The 16,624-nt window shown below is 71.8% G+C and carries 13 protein-coding genes; 2 read left to right on the top strand and 11 right to left on the bottom strand.

From position 1 onward, the window contains the following. Nucleotides 1-5: 5 nt before the first annotated feature. A complete protein-coding gene (locus ACWDBE_RS23860) occupies nt 6-2,783 on the bottom strand; it encodes an alpha/beta fold hydrolase (RefSeq protein WP_449808999.1) in 2,778 nt (925 codons plus the stop codon). A 97-nt stretch (nt 2,784-2,880) separates the two neighbouring features. On the opposite strand from ACWDBE_RS23860, the gene ACWDBE_RS23855 reads away from it, so the two are divergent. After that, entirely contained in the window at nt 2,881-3,903 is a 1,023-nt protein-coding gene (locus tag ACWDBE_RS23855) for a mechanosensitive ion channel family protein (protein ID WP_449808998.1), read from the top strand. Nucleotides 3,904-4,015: 112 nt separating this feature from the next. Here the strand turns inward: ACWDBE_RS23855 and ACWDBE_RS23850 are convergent, their stop codons facing one another. The 4 genes from ACWDBE_RS23850 to ACWDBE_RS23835 all read right to left on the bottom strand — a co-directional run bounded on the left by ACWDBE_RS23850 (nt 4,016) and on the right by ACWDBE_RS23835 (nt 6,766). Further along, nucleotides 4,016-4,480: a GNAT family N-acetyltransferase gene (locus ACWDBE_RS23850; protein ID WP_449789831.1), complete on the bottom strand. Its 465-nt coding sequence runs from the start codon at nt 4,478-4,480 to the stop codon at nt 4,016-4,018. A gap of 1 nt (nt 4,481) precedes the next feature. Then, nucleotides 4,482-5,420 (bottom strand): RluA family pseudouridine synthase, encoded by a 939-nt coding sequence (locus ACWDBE_RS23845; RefSeq protein ID WP_449789832.1) that lies wholly within the window; start codon nt 5,418-5,420, stop codon nt 4,482-4,484. Between the two features lie 64 nt (nt 5,421-5,484). Beyond that, entirely contained in the window at nt 5,485-6,060 is a 576-nt protein-coding gene (gene lspA / locus ACWDBE_RS23840) for a signal peptidase II (RefSeq protein ID WP_449808997.1), read from the bottom strand. Between the two features lie 241 nt (nt 6,061-6,301). Then, a complete protein-coding gene (locus tag ACWDBE_RS23835) occupies nt 6,302-6,766 on the bottom strand; it encodes a TraR/DksA family transcriptional regulator (RefSeq protein WP_402405290.1) in 465 nt (154 codons plus the stop codon). A 685-nt stretch (nt 6,767-7,451) separates the two neighbouring features. On the opposite strand from ACWDBE_RS23835, the gene ileS reads away from it, so the two are divergent. After that, nucleotides 7,452-10,580: an isoleucine--tRNA ligase gene (gene ileS, locus ACWDBE_RS23830; RefSeq protein ID WP_449789835.1), complete on the top strand. Its 3,129-nt coding sequence runs from the start codon at nt 7,452-7,454 to the stop codon at nt 10,578-10,580. Nucleotides 10,581-10,815: 235 nt separating this feature from the next. Here ileS and ACWDBE_RS23825 read toward each other — a convergent pair whose 3' ends face one another. From ACWDBE_RS23825 to ftsZ, 6 genes are all read right to left on the bottom strand, one after another. Continuing rightward, nucleotides 10,816-12,162 carry a DivIVA domain-containing protein gene (locus tag ACWDBE_RS23825; protein WP_449789836.1) on the bottom strand — a complete coding sequence of 449 codons (1,347 nt, stop codon included), beginning with the start codon at nt 12,160-12,162 and terminating at the stop codon, nt 10,816-10,818. A gap of 59 nt (nt 12,163-12,221) precedes the next feature. Further along, entirely contained in the window at nt 12,222-12,503 is a 282-nt protein-coding gene (locus tag ACWDBE_RS23820) for a YggT family protein (RefSeq protein WP_030060143.1), read from the bottom strand. A gap of 99 nt (nt 12,504-12,602) precedes the next feature. After that, nucleotides 12,603-13,220: a cell division protein SepF gene (locus ACWDBE_RS23815; RefSeq protein WP_224276937.1), complete on the bottom strand. Its 618-nt coding sequence runs from the start codon at nt 13,218-13,220 to the stop codon at nt 12,603-12,605. 308 nt (nt 13,221-13,528) lie between these two features. After that, the gene (locus ACWDBE_RS23810; RefSeq protein WP_449789837.1) at nt 13,529-14,317 is read right to left on the bottom strand and encodes a YggS family pyridoxal phosphate-dependent enzyme; all 789 of its coding nucleotides are present in this window, start codon (nt 14,315-14,317) and stop codon (nt 13,529-13,531) included. Then, nucleotides 14,317-15,048, bottom strand: coding sequence for a peptidoglycan editing factor PgeF (gene pgeF, locus ACWDBE_RS23805; RefSeq protein ID WP_392869317.1), 732 nt, complete (start codon nt 15,046-15,048; stop codon nt 14,317-14,319). Before pgeF ends, ACWDBE_RS23810 begins: the two co-directional genes overlap by 1 nt. Next, nucleotides 15,045-16,277: a cell division protein FtsZ gene (gene ftsZ / locus ACWDBE_RS23800; RefSeq protein WP_449789838.1), complete on the bottom strand. Its 1,233-nt coding sequence runs from the start codon at nt 16,275-16,277 to the stop codon at nt 15,045-15,047. The genes pgeF and ftsZ overlap by 4 nt, the downstream gene beginning before the upstream one ends. Nucleotides 16,278-16,624: the final 347 nt, after the last annotated feature.

Raw genomic sequence — 16,624 nt, 5'->3', positions numbered from 1 at the left:
GACGCTCACGCTCCACCTCCGATCAACGACAGGAACGCGTCCTCCAGCCGCCGCTGCGGCCCGGCGCTCTCCACCGGCACCTCCAGCCGCACCAGTTCGGCCAGCAGCGCGCTGGCCGCCAGTCCGTCCAGGCGCACCAGCAGCCCACCCTCGACGGCCTCCACCGAGCCGACCCCGGCCAGCGCGCCCACCTTCTCGACCACCGGCACCGGGTCGTACGGCCCGGCGATGCCGATCATCAGCAGCTCGCCGGCGCCCACGATGTCCGCGACCGGGCCGGCCGTGACCAGCTGCCCGCGGTCCATCACCACCAGGTCCGTACAGCTCTGCTCGACCTCGGACAGCAGGTGGCTGGAGACGATCACGGTCCGCCCGCCGGCCGCGTACCGGATCATCACCTCGCGCATCTCGCGGATCTGCGGCGGGTCCAGCCCGTTGGTCGGCTCGTCCAGGATCAGCAGGTCCGGCATCCCGAGCATCGCCTGGGCGATCGCCAGCCGCTGCCGCATGCCCTGCGAGTACGTGCGCACCGCGCGGTCCAGCGCCTCGCCGAGCCCGGCGATGGCCAGCGCCTCGTCGAAGCGCGCGTCGGCCTCCGGCCGTCCGGTCGCCTGCCAGTAGAGCCGCAGGTTGGCCCGCCCGGTGAGGTGCGGCAGGAAGCCCGCGCCCTCCACGAACGCCCCGACCCGCGACAGCACCGGCGCGCCGGGCCGCACCAGGTGCCCGAAGATCCGGATCTCCCCGGCGTCCGGCCGGATCAGCCCCATCAGCATCCGCAGCGTGGTGGTCTTGCCCGCGCCGTTCGGCCCGAGCAGCCCGAGCACCTGCCCCTGCCCCACCCGGAAGCTCAACTCCCGTACGGCGTAACGGTCCTGGGCGCCCTTGTAGCGCTTGCTCAGCCCGTCGATCCACAGTGGCACCGCGGCCAGCTCCGGGTCGAGGGCGGGGCCGGTGGCGGTCCGCCGGCGCCGCAGCCGCGGCGCCAGCACCAGGGCCGCGGCCACCAGCACGGCGATCACCGGCAGCACCCAGGTGCGCGAGGGCAGCGGCGCCGCCTCGGTGACGAGCTCCTCGACGGTCGGCACGGTGAGCGCCCCGGCCGGCGCCACCCGGTAGGTGGCCGGCTCGACCGGCGAGGCGTACGCGAGGTCGGTGCTCGCCAGCACCAGCCGCACCCGGTGCCCGGCCGGGAAGGTGTGGTCCACGGTCGGCAGCGCCACCGTGACGGTCCGTCCGGCGTCGGCGCCGGTGACCCGCAGCGGGGCGGCGAGCTGCTGCGGCAGCACCGCCTTGCCGTCCGGCCCGACGTCGTACAGCTTCGCGAACAACACGGCGTCCGGCCGGTCCGCCGTCACCCGCACCGGGACGGTCGGCTGCCCGGTCAGGTGCAGCGGCGAGTCCAGCGGCGCCGAGTCGAAGGCGGCGTTCTGCCCGGGGAAGTCCAGTGAGAGCCCGGCGCCCAGCGAGGCCGCCTGGCTGAGTGCGCCGACGCCCGGCAGTGTCGAGATCCCGGGCGGCGCGCCGCCGGGCGGGTTGGCGAGGCTCCGCTCGCCGCCCGTCAGCTCGACGGTCCGCGAGCCGGTGCCACCGAGCCCCGGGTACCGGTCGGCGGTGGCCCCGCGCAGCACGGCCTGGAAACCGGTCGAGTCGAGCCCGCCGGTGCGGGTGACCCGGAAAGCGGCGCCGGTGTCGTTCCCCCGCCCCTTCAGATGGTGGTCGAACCAGGCCGTCACCCGGTCGTCGACCCTTGCACTGGTGTCCGTCCCCCCGTCGTGGCCGCCGGCGAACCAGTCCACCGCCACCGGTGCGCCGTTGGCGGCCACCGCCCGGGCGATGCGGTCCCCCTGGTCCAGCGGGAACAGCGAGTCCTGCTGCCCCTGCACCACCAGCGTGGGCGCCTTGAGCTGCGCCGCCACCGAGGACGGGCTGGAACGCTCCAGCAGCGCGACGGCCTCCGGGTCGGCGTGCCCGGCGGTGGCGACCCGGTCGTACATCCGGCAGAGCGACTCCAGGAACCGCCCGCAGCCGACCGGCCCGTCCGTCTTCGGCTCCGCGCCGCCGCTCTCCCGCGGCGCCTCGCCGGAGGGCCCGAGGTCCCCGGCCGCGCCGGTGGTGAAGAAGATCCCGGCCCACAGCTTCTTGAACACGCCGTCCGCCGCGCCCGAGCCCTGCACACCCTGCGGGAACAGCGCGTCGGCCAGGTTCCACCAGGTGATCTGGGTGGCCACCGCGTCGATCCGGTGGTCGTACGCGGAGGCCAGCAACGACACCGCCCCGCCGTACGAGGCGCCGGTGATGCCGACCTTCGGGTCGCCGGGCGCATCCAGCCGCACCTCGGGCCGCTGGGCCAGCCAGTCCACCAGGTGCCTGACGTCCTCGACCTCGCGGTCCGGCGCGTTCAGCCCGATCCGGCCGCCCGAGTGCCCGAAGCCGCGCGCCGACCAGGTCAGCACCGCGTACCCCTGCCGGGCCAGTTGCTCGGCGCGCTCGCGCTGGCCCTCCTTGGAACCGCCGAAGCCGTGCGCCAGCAGCACCGCCGGACGCGGGCCGCCGCCCTCGGTGGTGAAGAACGAGGTGTCCAGCTGGACCTGCTCGGCGCTGCCGGGGGTCTCCGGCATGCCGAGGAAACGGTCCTCCCGATGGACCGCCTGCTCACCGCCGGACGCCACCGTCGTGGTACCCGCCGCGGCCACCGCCACCAGGGCCACCGCCCCGGCCAGCAGCCTGCGTCCGACCGCTGTTCCCCGGGCGCGCCAACGACGCCATGCCCCACCGAACTCCATGGGCGCTGATCGTATCGGCCATCCGGGTAGGCGTCCGATAAGGCCGCCACACCATTTCGTCCGGTTCACCCCACTGTGCCCGAGTATCGTACGGCCCATGCCCTGGCTGCTGATCTCGCTCCTCGCCACCGTCGCCGCCACCCTGGCGGTCGGCTGGATCGTCGACCAGGCCCTCCAGCGGACCGCCGCCAGCCACCCCTCGGCCCCGGTCTGGCCGCTGCTCCGCAGATGCCGGATCCCGCTCCAACTCACCGTGGCATCAGCCCTGTTGCTCGCCAACAAACCGCTCCAGCGGATCCTCCGCACGGCGGGCGACGACGGCGCGCACCACCTGCTCCTGCTGCTCCTGATCGCCTCGCTGGGCTGGCTCACCGTCCGCGTGGTGGCCGCCGCCCTGGAGGCCCTGCTCAGCCGCTACGAGACCCGCGTCGACGACCCGGCCCGGATCCAGCGGGTGCACACCCAGATCAGCATGCTGCGCAGCGTGGTCAGCGCGCTGATCGTCGTGGTCACGGTGGCCGTGATGCTGCTGACCTTCTCCGCCATGCGCACCGTCGGCGCCAGCCTGCTCGCCTCGGCCGGCCTCATCGGCATCGTGGCCGGCATCGCCGCCCAGAGCACCCTGGGCAACTTCTTCGCCGGCCTCCAGATCGCCTTCAGCGACACCGTCCGGATCGGCGACACCGTGGTGGTGGACGGCCAGCAGGGCGCCGTCGAGGAGATCACCCTCACCTACCTGGTGGTCCGGCTCTGGGACTACCGCCGGCTGGTCGTCCCGGTCTCGTACTTCGTCAACAAGCCCTTCGAGAACTGGACCCGCCGCGACCCCGGCCTACTGGCCGCCGTCCTGCTCCACCTCGACCACACCACCCCGGTGGACGAGCTGCGCACCACCCTGCGCGCCCGCCTCGACCGGCACCCGCTCTGGGACGGCGCCGAGTGGGCCCTCCAGGTCACCGACACCACGCCCAGCACCATCGTCGTCCGCGCCACCATGACCGCCCGCACCCCCGACGACGCCGCCCAGCTCCGCTTCGACATCCGCGAACAGCTCATCGCCCACCTGCGCGACGAACACCCCCATGCCCTCCCCCGCCTGCGCACCACCACCGACACCTGACGCAAAAAACAAAGCTCCCCGCGCCCCTGAAGGGGCGCGGGGAGCTGAGCGAAGCGGAAGGCGACCACCGGAAACCCGCCCCGGAGGTCCAGCCCCACCCGCCTCGGTCGCCTCAGAGCACCCGCGTCATCGTCCGATGCGCGATCCCCGCGTCGTCGTACACCGGCCCCTCCGCCACGTACCCCAGCCGCTCGTAGAACCCGAGCGCCTGCACCTGGGCGTGCAGTTCGACCTCCGCACCCCCGTGCTCGACCCCCGCCGCCTCGACCGCCCGGACGAGCTCCGCGCCCAGCCCCGTCCCCCGGGCCGCCGCGACGACCGCGAGACGCCCCAGCAGCACCCGCCCGTCGACACCGCCCGTCAGCTTCCGCGCCGGCTCACCGTGGATCAGCCGCGCCGTCCCCAGCGCGGCCCCGTCGGCCCCGACGGCCAGCAGGTGCACCGAGGTCGCGTCGTACTCGTCGTACTCCAGCTCCTCCGGCACGTTCTGCTCGACGACGAAGACCTCGTGCCGGACGGCGCGCACCAGCTCCAGGTCCGCTTCCCCCACGGCGACCCGGATCGCGGCGGCCGTCACCTCAGCTCTCCGCCGCGATGATGTCCAGCGCCTTCCGCAGGTCCTCCGGGTACTCGCTGGAGAACTCGACCCACTGCCCGTCCGACGGGTGCTCGAAGCCGAGCGACACCGCGTGCAGCCACTGCCGGGTCAGCCCGAGCCGCTTGGCCAGCGTCGGGTCGGCGCCGTACGTCAGGTCGCCCACGCAGGGGTGGCGCAGCGCGGACATGTGGACGCGGATCTGGTGGGTGCGTCCGGTCTCCAGCTTGATCGCCAGCAGCGACGCGGCCCGGTACGCCTCGATCAGGTCGTAGTGGGTGACGGACGGCTTGCCGTCCCGGGTGACGGCCCACTTCCAGTCCGAGCTGGGGTGCCGCCCGATCGGCGCGTCCACCGTCCCGCTCATCGGGTCCGGGTGGCCCTGCACCAGCGTGTGGTAGCGCTTCTCGGTGATCCGGTCGTGGAACTGCCGCTTGAGGTCGGTGTAGGCGCGCTCGGACTTGGCGACCACCATCAGCCCCGAGGTGCCGACGTCCAGCCGGTGCACGATGCCCTGGCGCTCGGCGGCACCCGAGGTGGAGATCCGGTACCCGGCCGCGGCCAGTCCGCCGATCACGGTGGGACCGCTCCAGCCCGGGCTGGGGTGCGCGGCGACGCCGACCGGCTTGTCCACCAGCACGATGTCCTCGTCGTCGTGGACGATCCGCATGCCCTCGACGTGCTCGGCGACGACCTGCACGGGGGCGGCCGGGGCGGGGATCTCGACCTCCAGCCAGGAACCGGCGGTGACCCGGTCCGACTTGCCGGCCACGGCGCCGTCGAGCGTGACCTTGCCGTCGGCGGCCAGCTCGGCGGCCTTGGTCCGGGAGAAGCCGAACATCCGGGCCAGGGCGGCGTCGAGGCGCTCGCCCTCCAGGCCGTCGGGTACGGGGAGGCTTCGGTTCTGCGCTGCGGTACTCACCCGTACGAGTATGCCGGAAACGCGACCCGCCCCCGCCCGCCGGTGGCCCGGCCCACTTCTCGGCCTACTTCTCGGCCCGCTCCGTCTTCTCGGCCTTCTCGGCCGGCTGGTGGACGGTCCCGTCCGGGTTGCTGCCCCGGAAGGAGAGCAGGACCACCAGGATCCCGCCGCAGACGATCGCCGAGTCCGCGAGGTTGAAGACCGCGAAGTGCTGGACGGAGATGAAGTCCACCACGTGCCCGCGGAACACGCCGGGCGCGCGGAACAGCCGGTCGGTGAGGTTGCCGAGCGCCCCGCCGAGCAGCAGCCCGAGCGCGATCGCCCAGGGCAGGCTGTACAGCCGGCGGGCGATCCGCCAGATCACCACGATGACGGCGGAGGCGATCATCGTGAAGACGACGGTCAGCGCCTGCCCCATCCCGAAGGCCGCACCCGAGTTGCGGATCACCTGGAAGGTGACGACGTCCCCGATCACCTTGATCGCCGCGTGGTTCTCCAGCCGGGCGACGACCAGCAGCTTGCTGCCGAGGTCGATCAGGAAGGCGAGTACGGCGACGACCAGCAGCACGCCGACCCGGCGCGGCCCCTTGGGCTTCTCGGCCGTGGCCGCGTCCGCGGACGCCCCGGTCGGCTCGGTCACGGGCACCTCCACGGCATCGGCGGGGGACGGGACGGCGTCGTCCCGGGTCTGGGGGGAACCTTGCGTACTGATGATCCGCTCCGCTGCCGGTGGAGCTCCCCCGGTCCGCTGGAGGGGGAGGGTGGTGGGCCCGTGCCGGCCTGCCCGCGTTCACGAACGCGTCAGGCGACGTTATTCAGGCGACGTTACGGGGTCGAGCGTACGGCAAGCCCGACCCCCCGCGTCGCTCCGGTCGCCCGGTTCAGCGGCGTTCCTGCTTGGCCTTGCACTGCACGCAGAGCGTCGCCCTGGGGAAGGCCTGCATCCGGGCCTTGCCGATGGCCTGGCCGCAGGACTCGCAGGTGCCGAAGCCGACGCCCTCCAGCCGCTCCAGCGCGCGCTCGGTCTGGGCCAGGCTGTCCCGCGCGTTGTTGGCGAGCGCCAGCTCGCTCTCCCGCGAGATGTTCTTCGTACCGGCGTCCACCTGGTCGTCGCCGGCCCCGTCGTTGGAGTCGCGCATCAGGCCGGAGATGGCCGTCTCGGCGGCGTCGATCTCGTTCCGGAGCCGGTCCAGCTCGCTGATCAGCTCGTCGTGCAGCTCGTGGACCTCCTCGGTGGTCCACGGGTCCTCGCCGGGCCGGACCGGCAGCGTGGCCGGGTCCACCGACTCGGCGCCGCGCGACGCGGTGACGGTGTCGGTGCTGCTCTTCGGTGCGGTAGTGGTCACGGTCCCCTCCCCTGGGTCGACCGCCACGGCCTTGCGTGCCCGCTTGGTGGCGGTACCCGCGCCGGTTCCCTTCTCAGCCATGGCTTTCGACCCCATCTACGAACGAATCGAGCCGCCGGTTCCCGGCGGCTCCCAGTGCCGGAACGATAATCCCGATCAAAACCGGTCACAACATGACATACCGGCGCCTCATAACGTTCCCACCCAGGCAGCCGCCCCAATCGTCACGCCCCGTGTGCTCAGAGATTTGTGCCCAGATCGACTCCGGCTAACCTCCGTCGCCGCACGCCCTCGCAGTGCTCCGGGAGTGCCCCGGAAGTGCTCCCCGAGCGCCCCGGGGAGCGCTCCCACCCGCCCGCCGGAAACGGTTTGGACAAACCGACTCACCCGGCCGATACACTGGCCGTGCAAGGCGCAGATGGGACGAGTACCGACGTACGCAGCCACCAGCGACCCGGGGACGGTGTGAGCCCGGGGGTGTGCACGGCGGGAAGATCACCCCGGAGCCGCCGGAAGAACGGCCGCCGCGATCACCGCGGTGGCCCACTAGACCCGGCAGCAAGCCCAAACAAGAGGGCCGCGAACGCAGTACCGCGGCCAAGGAGGGTGGTACCGCGGGGCGGCAGGTCCGTCTCGTCCCTCCGGAGGATCCAGTCCCAGCATCCGCCGGAGGTAGACGCCCGCGATGAGCTCCTACAACCCCGTTCCCGCGCAGGTGGATCTGCCTGCCCTGGAGCACCAGATCCTGTCCTTCTGGCAGGACAACAAGATCTTCCAGCGCAGCCTGGAGCAGTCCGAGGGCCGCCCCGAGTGGGTGTTCTACGAGGGCCCGCCCACCGCCAACGGCATGCCCGGCGCCCACCACATCGAGGCCCGCGTCTTCAAGGACGTCTTCCCGCGCTACCGGACCATGAAGGGCTACCACGTCGCCCGCAAGGCCGGCTGGGACTGCCACGGCCTGCCGGTCGAGCTCGCCGTCGAGAAGGAGCTGGGCTTCTCCGGCAAGCAGGACATCGAGGCGTACGGCATCGCCGAGTTCAACGCCAGGTGCCGCGAGTCGGTGACCCGCCACACCGACGCCTTCACCGAGCTGACCACCCGCATGGGGTACTGGGTCGACCTCGACGAGGCCTACCGGACGATGGACCCGTCGTACGTCCAGTCCGTTTGGTGGTCGCTCAAGCAGATCTTCGAGAAGGGCCTGCTGGTCCAGGACCACCGGGTCGCCCCCTGGTGCCCGCGCTGCGGCACCGGCCTCTCGGACCACGAGCTGGCCCAGGGCTACGAGACCGTGGTCGACCCCTCGGTCTTCGTCCGCTTCCCGCTGACCAGCGGCCCGCTGGCCGGCCAGGCCGCCCTGCTGGTCTGGACCACCACCCCGTGGACCCTGGTCTCCAACACCGCCGCCGCCGTCCACCCGGAGGTCACCTACGTGGTGGCCACCGACGGCACCGAGAAGCTCGTCGTCGCCGAGCCGCTGGTCGCCAAGGCGCTCGGCGAGGGCTGGGAGACCACCGGCGAGTCCTTCACCGGCGCGGAGATGGAGCGCTGGAACTACAGCCGCCCCTTCGACCTGGTCGAGATCGAGAACGCCCACTACGTCCTCACCGCCGACTACGTCACCACCGAGGACGGCACCGGCATCGTCCACCAGTCCCCCGCCTTCGGCGCGGACGACCTCGCGACCTGCCGCCGCTACGGCCTGCCGGTGGTCAACCCGGTGCTCGGCGACGGCACCTTCGCCCCCGAGGTCCCGCTGGTCGGCGGCCAGTTCTTCAAGAAGGCCGACGAGGCCTTGGTCGCGGACCTCAAGGAGCGCGGCCTGCTCTTCCGCCACCTGCCGTACGAGCACAGCTACCCGCACTGCTGGCGCTGCCACACCGCGCTGCTCTACTACGCGCAGCCGTCCTGGTACATCCGGACCACCGCCGTCAAGGACGCGATGATCCGCGAGAACGAGGCCACCAACTGGTTCCCGGAGACGGTCAAGCACGGCCGCTTCGGCGACTGGCTGAACAACAACATCGACTGGGCGCTCAGCCGCAACCGCTACTGGGGCACCCCGCTGCCGATCTGGCGCTGCGAGGAGGGCCACCTCACCTGCGTCGGCTCGCTGGCCGAGCTGTCCGAGCTCACCGGCACCGACCAGAGCGGCCTCGACCCGCACCGCCCGTACATCGACGCGGTGACCTTCGCCTGCCGCGACTGCGGCGGCACCGCCACCCGCGTGCCCGAGGTCATCGACGCCTGGTACGACTCGGGCTCGATGCCCTTCGCCCAGTACGGCTACCCGTACCAGAACAAGGATCTGTTCGAGAAGCGCTACCCGGCGCAGTTCATCTCCGAGGCGATCGACCAGACCCGCGGCTGGTTCTACACCCTGATGGCCGTCGGCACCCTGGTGTTCGACAAGAGCAGCTACGAGAACGTCGTCTGCCTGGGCCACATCCTGGCCGAGGACGGCCGCAAGATGTCCAAGCACCTGGGCAACATCCTCCAGCCGATCCCGCTGATGGACCAGCACGGCGCCGACGCCGTCCGCTGGTTCATGGCGGCCGGCGGCTCGCCCTGGTCGGCCCGCCGGGTCGGCCACGGCACCATCCAGGAGGTGGTCCGCAAGACCCTCCTCACCTACTGGAACACCGTCGCCTTCCAGGCCCTGTACGCCCGCACCGCGAACTGGGCGCCCTCGGCGAACGACCCGGCCCCGGCCGACCGTCCGCAGCTGGACCGCTGGGTGCTCTCCGAGCTGAACACCCTGGTCCGCGAGGTCGACGCGGCCTTCGAGGCGTACGACACCCAGCGTGCCGGCAAGCTGCTCTCCGGCTTCGTCGACGACCTGTCCAACTGGTACGTCCGCCGCGGCCGCCGCCGCTTCTGGCAGGGCGACGCCGCCGCGCTCGCCACCCTGCACGAGGCCCTGGAAACGGTCACCCGCCTGATGGCCCCGCTCACCCCGTTCATCACCGAGCGGGTCTGGCAGGACCTGGTCGCCCCGGTCGCCCCGGACGCCCCGGCCTCGGTGCACCTGGCGAGCTGGCCGACCGCCGACGAGTCGCTGATCGACACCGAGCTCTCCCGGCACATGGCGCTGGTCCGCCGCCTGGTCGAGCTGGGCCGGGCCACCCGCGCCGAGTCCGGCGTGAAGACCCGTCAGCCGCTCTCCCGCGCGCTGGTCGCCGCCCAGGGCTGGGAGGAGCTGCCCGCCGACCTGCGCGCGCAGATCGCCGAGGAGCTCAACGTCTCCACCCTGGAGTCGCTGGCCGAGGTCGGCGGTTCCCTGGTCGACACCAGTGCCAAGGCCAACTTCCGCGCGCTGGGCAAGCGCTTCGGCAAGGGCGTCCAGGACGTCGCCAAGGCGGTCGCCGCCACCGACGCCGCCCGCCTGGCCGCCGAACTGCGCGCCAACGGCGAGACCTCGGTCGAGCTGGACGGCGAGACGGTCACCCTCTCCCCGGACGAGGTGATCATCACCGAGACCCCGCGCGAGGGCTGGGCCGTCGCCAACGAGTCCGGCGCCACGGTCGCGCTCGACCTGGCCATCACCCCGGAGCTCAAGCGCCTCGGCATCGCCCGCGACGCCATCCGCCAGATCCAGGAGGCCCGCAAGAACTCCGGCCTGGACGTCGCCGACCGGATCGTCCTGCGCTGGCGCGCCACCTCGGAGGAGACCGCCGAGGCCGTCGCCGAGCACGGCCCCCTCGTCGCCGAGGAGGTCCTGGCCACGGACTTCGCCGCCGGTGCGGCCGACTGGGAGTCCGAGACCTTCACCGACGAGTCCCTCGGCCTGGCCTTCCAGCTCCGCAAGGCCTGACGCCCCACCACGGAGCCGCCGTCACCCCCGGGGGTGACGGCGGCTTCGCCGTACCCACCCACGCCACACGCTCCCCCCAACTCCCGCACGCCCCCTCCGAGTTCCCCACGCCCGCGCCCCGTACCAACGAGCGCGCCCCCACCTCCTCGCGCACGCCCCCACGCACGCCAAAGGGCGCCCCCTTTCCGACCCGCGGGTCGGAAAGGGGGCGCCCTCAGAAGGCCCTGCTACAACCTCAGTTGTCGCCGTCCTCGTCGATAAGGAAGCCCCGCATCGGCGCCGGAGCCTGCTGCATCGGCTGCGGCGGCTGCGGGCGGACGGCCGCCATCGGCTGGGTCATCCCGGCCGGCTGCATCTGCGGAGCACCGCTGTTGCCACCGGTCGACTGACCGCCGAAGCTCGGCGCGGAGGAGCCGCCACCGAAGGAGCTGTTCCCACCGAAGGACGGCGAGTTGCCCCCGAAGGACGGCTGGTTGCCACCGAAGCTCGGCGCGCCACTGCTCATCGCACCGGCACCGGCCGGAGCCATCGACGAGGCCGCCGGCGGCAGCGACGCGGTGGCGGGGATCCGCGGCGGAGCGAGCGAGTCGTCGGCCTGCGACTCCAGCTGGCGCAGCTGGGTCTCCAGGTACGACTTCAGACGCGTGCGGTACTCACGCTCGAACGCCCGCAGGTCCTCGACCTTGCGCTCCAGCGTGGCCCGCGCCGACTCCAGCGAACCCATCGCGACGCGGTGCTTCTCCTGCGCGTCCCGCTCCAGCGCGTCGGCCTTGGCACGGGCGTCGCGCTCCAGGCCCTCGGCCCGGCTGCGCGCCTCGCCGACGATCTTGTTGGCCTCGGAACGGGCCTCCGAGATCGCCTGGTCGGCGGTCTGCTGAGCGAGCGCCAGCACGCGGGCGGCGCTGTCGCCACCGGGACCCTGCTGCTGCATCGGGGCGCCCATCGGGCCGCCCATCTGCTGCGGGCCGCCCATGGGGCCACCCATCGGCTGCATCTGCTGCTGGCCCATGCCCTGGCCCATCGGGTTGCCCATCTGCTGCGGGCCACCGGGGCCGCCCATGGGCTGGAGCATCTGACCGCCCATCGGCTGGACCAGCTGCTGCTGGCCGCCCATGGTCTGGTTCATCTGCTGCTGCGGGCCGCCGGCAGCGGGAAGCTGCGGGGCGGAACCGGCGGGCAGGCCGAGGGGCTGGTTGCCCATCTGCTGCTGGGGGCCGCCGGGGCCCATCTGCTGGGGACCACCCGGACCCATCTGCTGCGGACCACCGGGGCCCATCTGCTGGGGGCCGCCCGGACCCTGCTGGCCGGGGACCGGCGGGCCGGATATGGCGGCGGGCACCGGAGCGCCGCCCTGTCGGGGGGCGTCCTGCTGCGGCTCCTTGCGCAGGTTGGCCTGGTTCTGCGCGGCGGCACGAGTCGCGGCGGCCAGCTTGGCGCGCAGGTCCTCGTTCTCCCGGAGGAGGCGGGTCAGCTCCGCCTCGACCTCGTCGAGGAAGGCATCGACCTCGTCCTCGTCATAGCCTTCACGCAGGCGGACGGTCGTGAACTGCTTGTTCCGAACGTCCTCGGGGGTCAATGGCATCTCTTCACCTCAACGTGATCGTCGGCACACCGGCATCCTGTCGCATCGCTCACCTACGACTAGGGGTGCACAAGCGAGATCAGGACATACACAATGATCATCAGTACGAAGAAGGACAGGTCGAGCGCCACGCCCCCGAAACGCAACGGCGGAATGAGCCGCCGAAGAAGCTTGAGCGGCGGATCCGTGACAGTGTACGTGGCCTCCAGGACCAGGACCATGGCCTTGCCGGGCCGCCACGAACGCGCGAACTGGAAGACCCAGTCCATGACCAGTCGCACGAGCAGGAACACCAGGAAGACGGTCAGGGCGTAGTAGAGCACCGCCCACACGATGTCCATCGCGTTTCCCTCTCCCCGGTCCCGATCCCTCGGGCCTGCCGCTCGTCACCTGTCGCTAACCCACTGTTGATCAGATCCACACGTAAAGTCGTGGCCGGGTCAGCTCTGGTTGAAGAACCCACCCTCGGCGATCCGAGCCTTGTCCTCCGCCGTGACATCGACGTTAGCAGGCGACAGCAGGAACACCTTCTGTGTCACGCGCTCGATACTGCCGTGCAGACCGAAGACGAGTCCAGCGGCGAAGTCTACGAGTCGCTTCGCGTCGGTGTCGTCCATCTCGGTCAGATTCATGATCACGGGGGTCCCGCCGCGGAACTGTTCCCCGATGGTACGGGCCTCGTTGTAGGTTCGGGGGTGCAGCGTGGTGATGCGGTAGGGCTCTCGTTCGTTCACGACCTTGGGCATGATCACCGGTGCGCTCTTCTCCAGGTTGTGGCGGCGTTCGGGTGTGATGGACGACACGGGGGCCATCCTCGGGGTCTCCTGCCGGATCGGCACCGCCGCGGGCACCGGCTGCGGGGTGATCGAGGAGACCGGAGCGGGCGCGGCGGCCGCGGGGGCCGGAGCCGGCCGGGGGATGTCCTCGGTCCGCTGGCCCGTCCGGATCGGTTCGGGATCCGCGTCGTAGTCGTCGTCGGGGTCGTACCCCTGGCCGTCGTACGTCTCGTCCTCCACGAGGCCGAGGTAGACCGCCATCTTGCGCATTGCGCCGGCCATGCTCCTGTCTCCTCCGCTCATAGCCGCCTCGCTGACGCTCGGCGGCAGCTTCGCGACGCGCGCACCTTCTGACGGTCGCCCGCTTCGCTCGCTCCGTGCGGACCGGTGCTCCGTCCCGGCAGCCCGGGCTCGTGACGGCCCCGCCTGCGGATTCCGCGGTCCCTCCACGACGGCGTGTCAGCCCGACGGCCGGTCAGATGCGTGGAGCGGGGGCCGCGGAGCTGCGATCCACGGTTCGCTAGCACTCCGAAGAGCTGCTAGATTCTGTCCTATTTTGTCCTGCTGTCTGATCTACTTACCCGGTGACGTTACCTGAGGGGTGACCTCACTCCGAGTACCGCCGTTCCGACGCGCACATGTGTCGCCCCGGCCGCGATCGCCTGCTCAAGGTCGCCGCTCATCCCTGCGGAGACCATGGTGGCAGCCGGATGGTCCGCCCGTACGGCGGTTGCGATTTCCGCCAGTCGCTCGAAGGCGCGGGCCGGATCTCCGGCCAGCGGGCCGGCCAGCGGAGCGACGGTCATCACACCGTCCAGTCGCAGCCCGGGCGTGTCGGCGATGGCATCGGCCAGTCGCGCGACGTCCTCCGGCGCGACCCCGGCCCGGTGCCCGCCCTCCCCGTGCGCCTTGTCCAGCGCCACCTGCACCAGGCAACCCAGCTCCGGGCGCTCCGACTTGAGCACCGCCGCGGAGAGCGACTCGACCAGCCGGAGCCGGTCCACCGAGTGCACGTGGTTCGCGTACCGGACGACCGAGCGGACCTTGTTGGTCTGCAGCTGGCCGACGAAGTGCCAGTCAAGAGGAAGGTTTCTGCACTGCTCCGCCTTGGGAGCGGCGTCCTGGTCGCGGTTCTCGGCGACGTCCGTCACACCGAGTCCGGCCAGCAGCGCGGTGTCCTCGGCGGGGTAGGTCTTGGTGACGACGACCAGGGTGACCTCGTCCCGGGCGCGCCCGGCGGCCGCGCACGCGTCCGCGATCCGGCGCTCGACCACCTCGAGGTTGGTGCCGAGTTCCTCGTACCGGGCCCGCTGGCCCTCCGTCAGCGCCGCCACGAACTCGGTGCTTCCCGGGAACGGTCCGTAGATGTCGTTCGTCATCAGTGATCAGAGCCCAACCAGACGTAGCTCGCGAGCCGGCCGGTGCGCTGCTCACGGCGATAGGAGTAGTGATCGGCGGATTCGAGGGTGCAGACCGGTGACCGCACCAGCTCGTTGACCCCCGCCGCGGCCAGCTGGGCCGCGACTCCCTCCGGAACGTCCAGGGCCGGAGTCCCCCAGGAGGTCTCGGCGAAGGCCTCCGGCACCACCGCGGCGACCTCGTCGCGCAGCCCGGCCGGCACCTCGTAGCAGCGGCCGCAGACCGCGGGTCCGGTGGCGGCGGTGATCCGCGAGGGCTCCGCGCCCAGTTCGACCATCGCCCGGACGGCCGCGGGCACCACCCCGGCCGCAAGCCCGGGCCGGCCCGCGTGGGCCGCGCCCACCACGCCCGCCACCGGATCGGCCAGCAGCACCGGGGTGCAGTCGGCGGTCAGCACCGCCAGCGCGAGCGGCCGGTCGGAGACCACCGCGTCCACCGTCGGGGCCTGCCCGAGCTGCTGGCGCTCGGTCACCACGGCGACCTCGGCGCCGTGCACCTGGTTCATCCACACCACGTCGGCCGGGTCGAGCCCCAGCCGCCGGGCGGCCAGCGCCCGGTTCTCCCGCACGGCCCGCGGGTCGTCCCCCACGGCGCCCCCGAGGTTGAGCTCCCCGTACGGCGAAGTGCTCACCCCGCCCCACCGGGAGGTGAAGGCGAAGTGAGCACCCGCGCGGATCGCGTGATCGATCACTTAAGGAAGTCCGGGACGTCGAGCTCCTCGGCCGGGCTCTCCACGAACGGCTGCCGGGCCGGCTGCACCTGCGGCGGCACCGGGGCGGCGGCGGTCGCGGTGGCCTGGGTCTCGGCGGTCCGGCTCGACCCGGAGGTCGAGGACTCGCCCTCCGAACGGGACGTCACCGAGCCGATGCTCCCGTACGGGCGGCCGGCCGGGCGCTCCGGGGCGGCCGGCGGGGTGGCCGGGCGCTCCGGGGCGGTGGACTTGACCACCGGGTCGCGGACGATCGCCGGCGGCTGCCCGCCGTCGAAGCCGGCCGCGATGACGGTGACCCGGACCTCGTCGCCGAGCGCGTCGTCGATGACCGCACCGAAGATGATGTTCGCCTCGGGGTGGGCCGCCTCGCTGACCAGCTGGGCCGACTCGTTGATCTCGAACAGACCGAGGTCGGAGCCGCCCGAGATGGACAGCAGCACGCCGCGGGCGCCGTCGATCGAGGCCTCCAGCAGCGGCGAGGAGATCGCCATCACGGCGGCAGCCTTGGCGCGGTCCTCACCGCGGGCCGAGCCGATGCCCATGAGCGCCGAACCGGCGTCCGACATGACGGACTTGACGTCGGCGAAGTCGAGGTTGATCAGACCCGGGGTGGTGATCAGGTCGGTGATGCCCTGGACACCGGAGAGCAGGACCTGGTCGGCCGAGCGGAAAGCGTCGAGCACGCTGACCTGGCGGTCCGAAATGGACAGCAACCGGTCGTTGGGGATCACGATGAGGGTGTCGACCTCTTCGCGCAGGGCGGCGATGCCGTCCTCGGCCTGGTTGGCCCGGCGGCGGCCCTCGAAGGTGAACGGGCGGGTGACCACGCCGATGGTCAGGGCGCCCAGCGAGCGAGCGATGTTGGCGACGACGGGAGCGCCGCCCGTACCCGTGCCACCGCCCTCACCGGCGGTCACGAAGACCATGTCGGCCCCCTTGAGGACCTCCTCGATCTCCTCGCGGTGGTCCTCGGCGGCCTTGCGGCCGACCTCGGGGTTGGCGCCGGCGCCGAGGCCCCGGGTGAGTTCACGGCCCACATCGAGCTTGACGTCGGCGTCGCTCATCAGGAGGGCCTGCGCATCGGTGTTGATCGCGATGAACTCGACGCCCTTGAGACCGACCTCGATCATCCGGTTGATGGCGTTGACACCACCGCCGCCGATTCCGACGACCTTGATGACTGCGAGGTAGTTCTGCGGTGCTGCCACGTCGAAGGCCTCTCGCCTCGAATTTCCGGGTCGGCCCGACCCGGGGCGGGGCCGTACCGACGGATGTCGATGGGTAGGGAGCCTGGTTTCTGACTGAATGTCCGAAATGCCGACCGCCGACCCCAACCCTAAACTTGACCTTTAGGGTTAGTTCTGTGCCTCCGTCACATCACCAGGAAACACAGTCTGGTGACACAGGACACTAGGTGGCTCCAGGCACGTGTTTCAACGAACACGCCGAGCTTCCCTTTTTCTTTTGAGCCTATGTGATCATCGGCCGGCTTAGGAAACCGGGGGTGACCACCAAGAGTCGGGCCGACACTTCGAGGCGTCAACCCCACCCTCAG

The sequence above is a fragment of the Kitasatospora sp. NPDC001132 genome, assembly GCF_053598415.1.
This window is presented reverse-complemented; position numbering and strand designations above follow the sequence as displayed.

Bases quoted from the DNA above. Each gene is read 5' to 3' on its own strand.
- ACWDBE_RS23860 (WP_449808999.1), bottom strand. From the start codon at position 2,783: ATGGAGTTCGGTGGGGCATGGCGTCGTTGGCGCGCCCGGGGAACAGCG.
- ACWDBE_RS23855 (WP_449808998.1), top strand. From the start codon at position 2,881: ATGCCCTGGCTGCTGATCTCGCTCCTCGCCACCGTCGCCGCCACCCTG.
- ileS (WP_449789835.1), top strand. From the start codon at position 7,452: ATGAGCTCCTACAACCCCGTTCCCGCGCAGGTGGATCTGCCTGCCCTG.
- ACWDBE_RS23825 (WP_449789836.1), bottom strand. From the start codon at position 12,162: ATGCCATTGACCCCCGAGGACGTTCGGAACAAGCAGTTCACGACCGTC.
- ACWDBE_RS23820 (WP_030060143.1), bottom strand. From the start codon at position 12,503: ATGGACATCGTGTGGGCGGTGCTCTACTACGCCCTGACCGTCTTCCTG.
- ACWDBE_RS23815 (WP_224276937.1), bottom strand. From the start codon at position 13,220: ATGGCCGGCGCAATGCGCAAGATGGCGGTCTACCTCGGCCTCGTGGAG.
- ACWDBE_RS23810 (WP_449789837.1), bottom strand. From the start codon at position 14,317: ATGACGAACGACATCTACGGACCGTTCCCGGGAAGCACCGAGTTCGTG.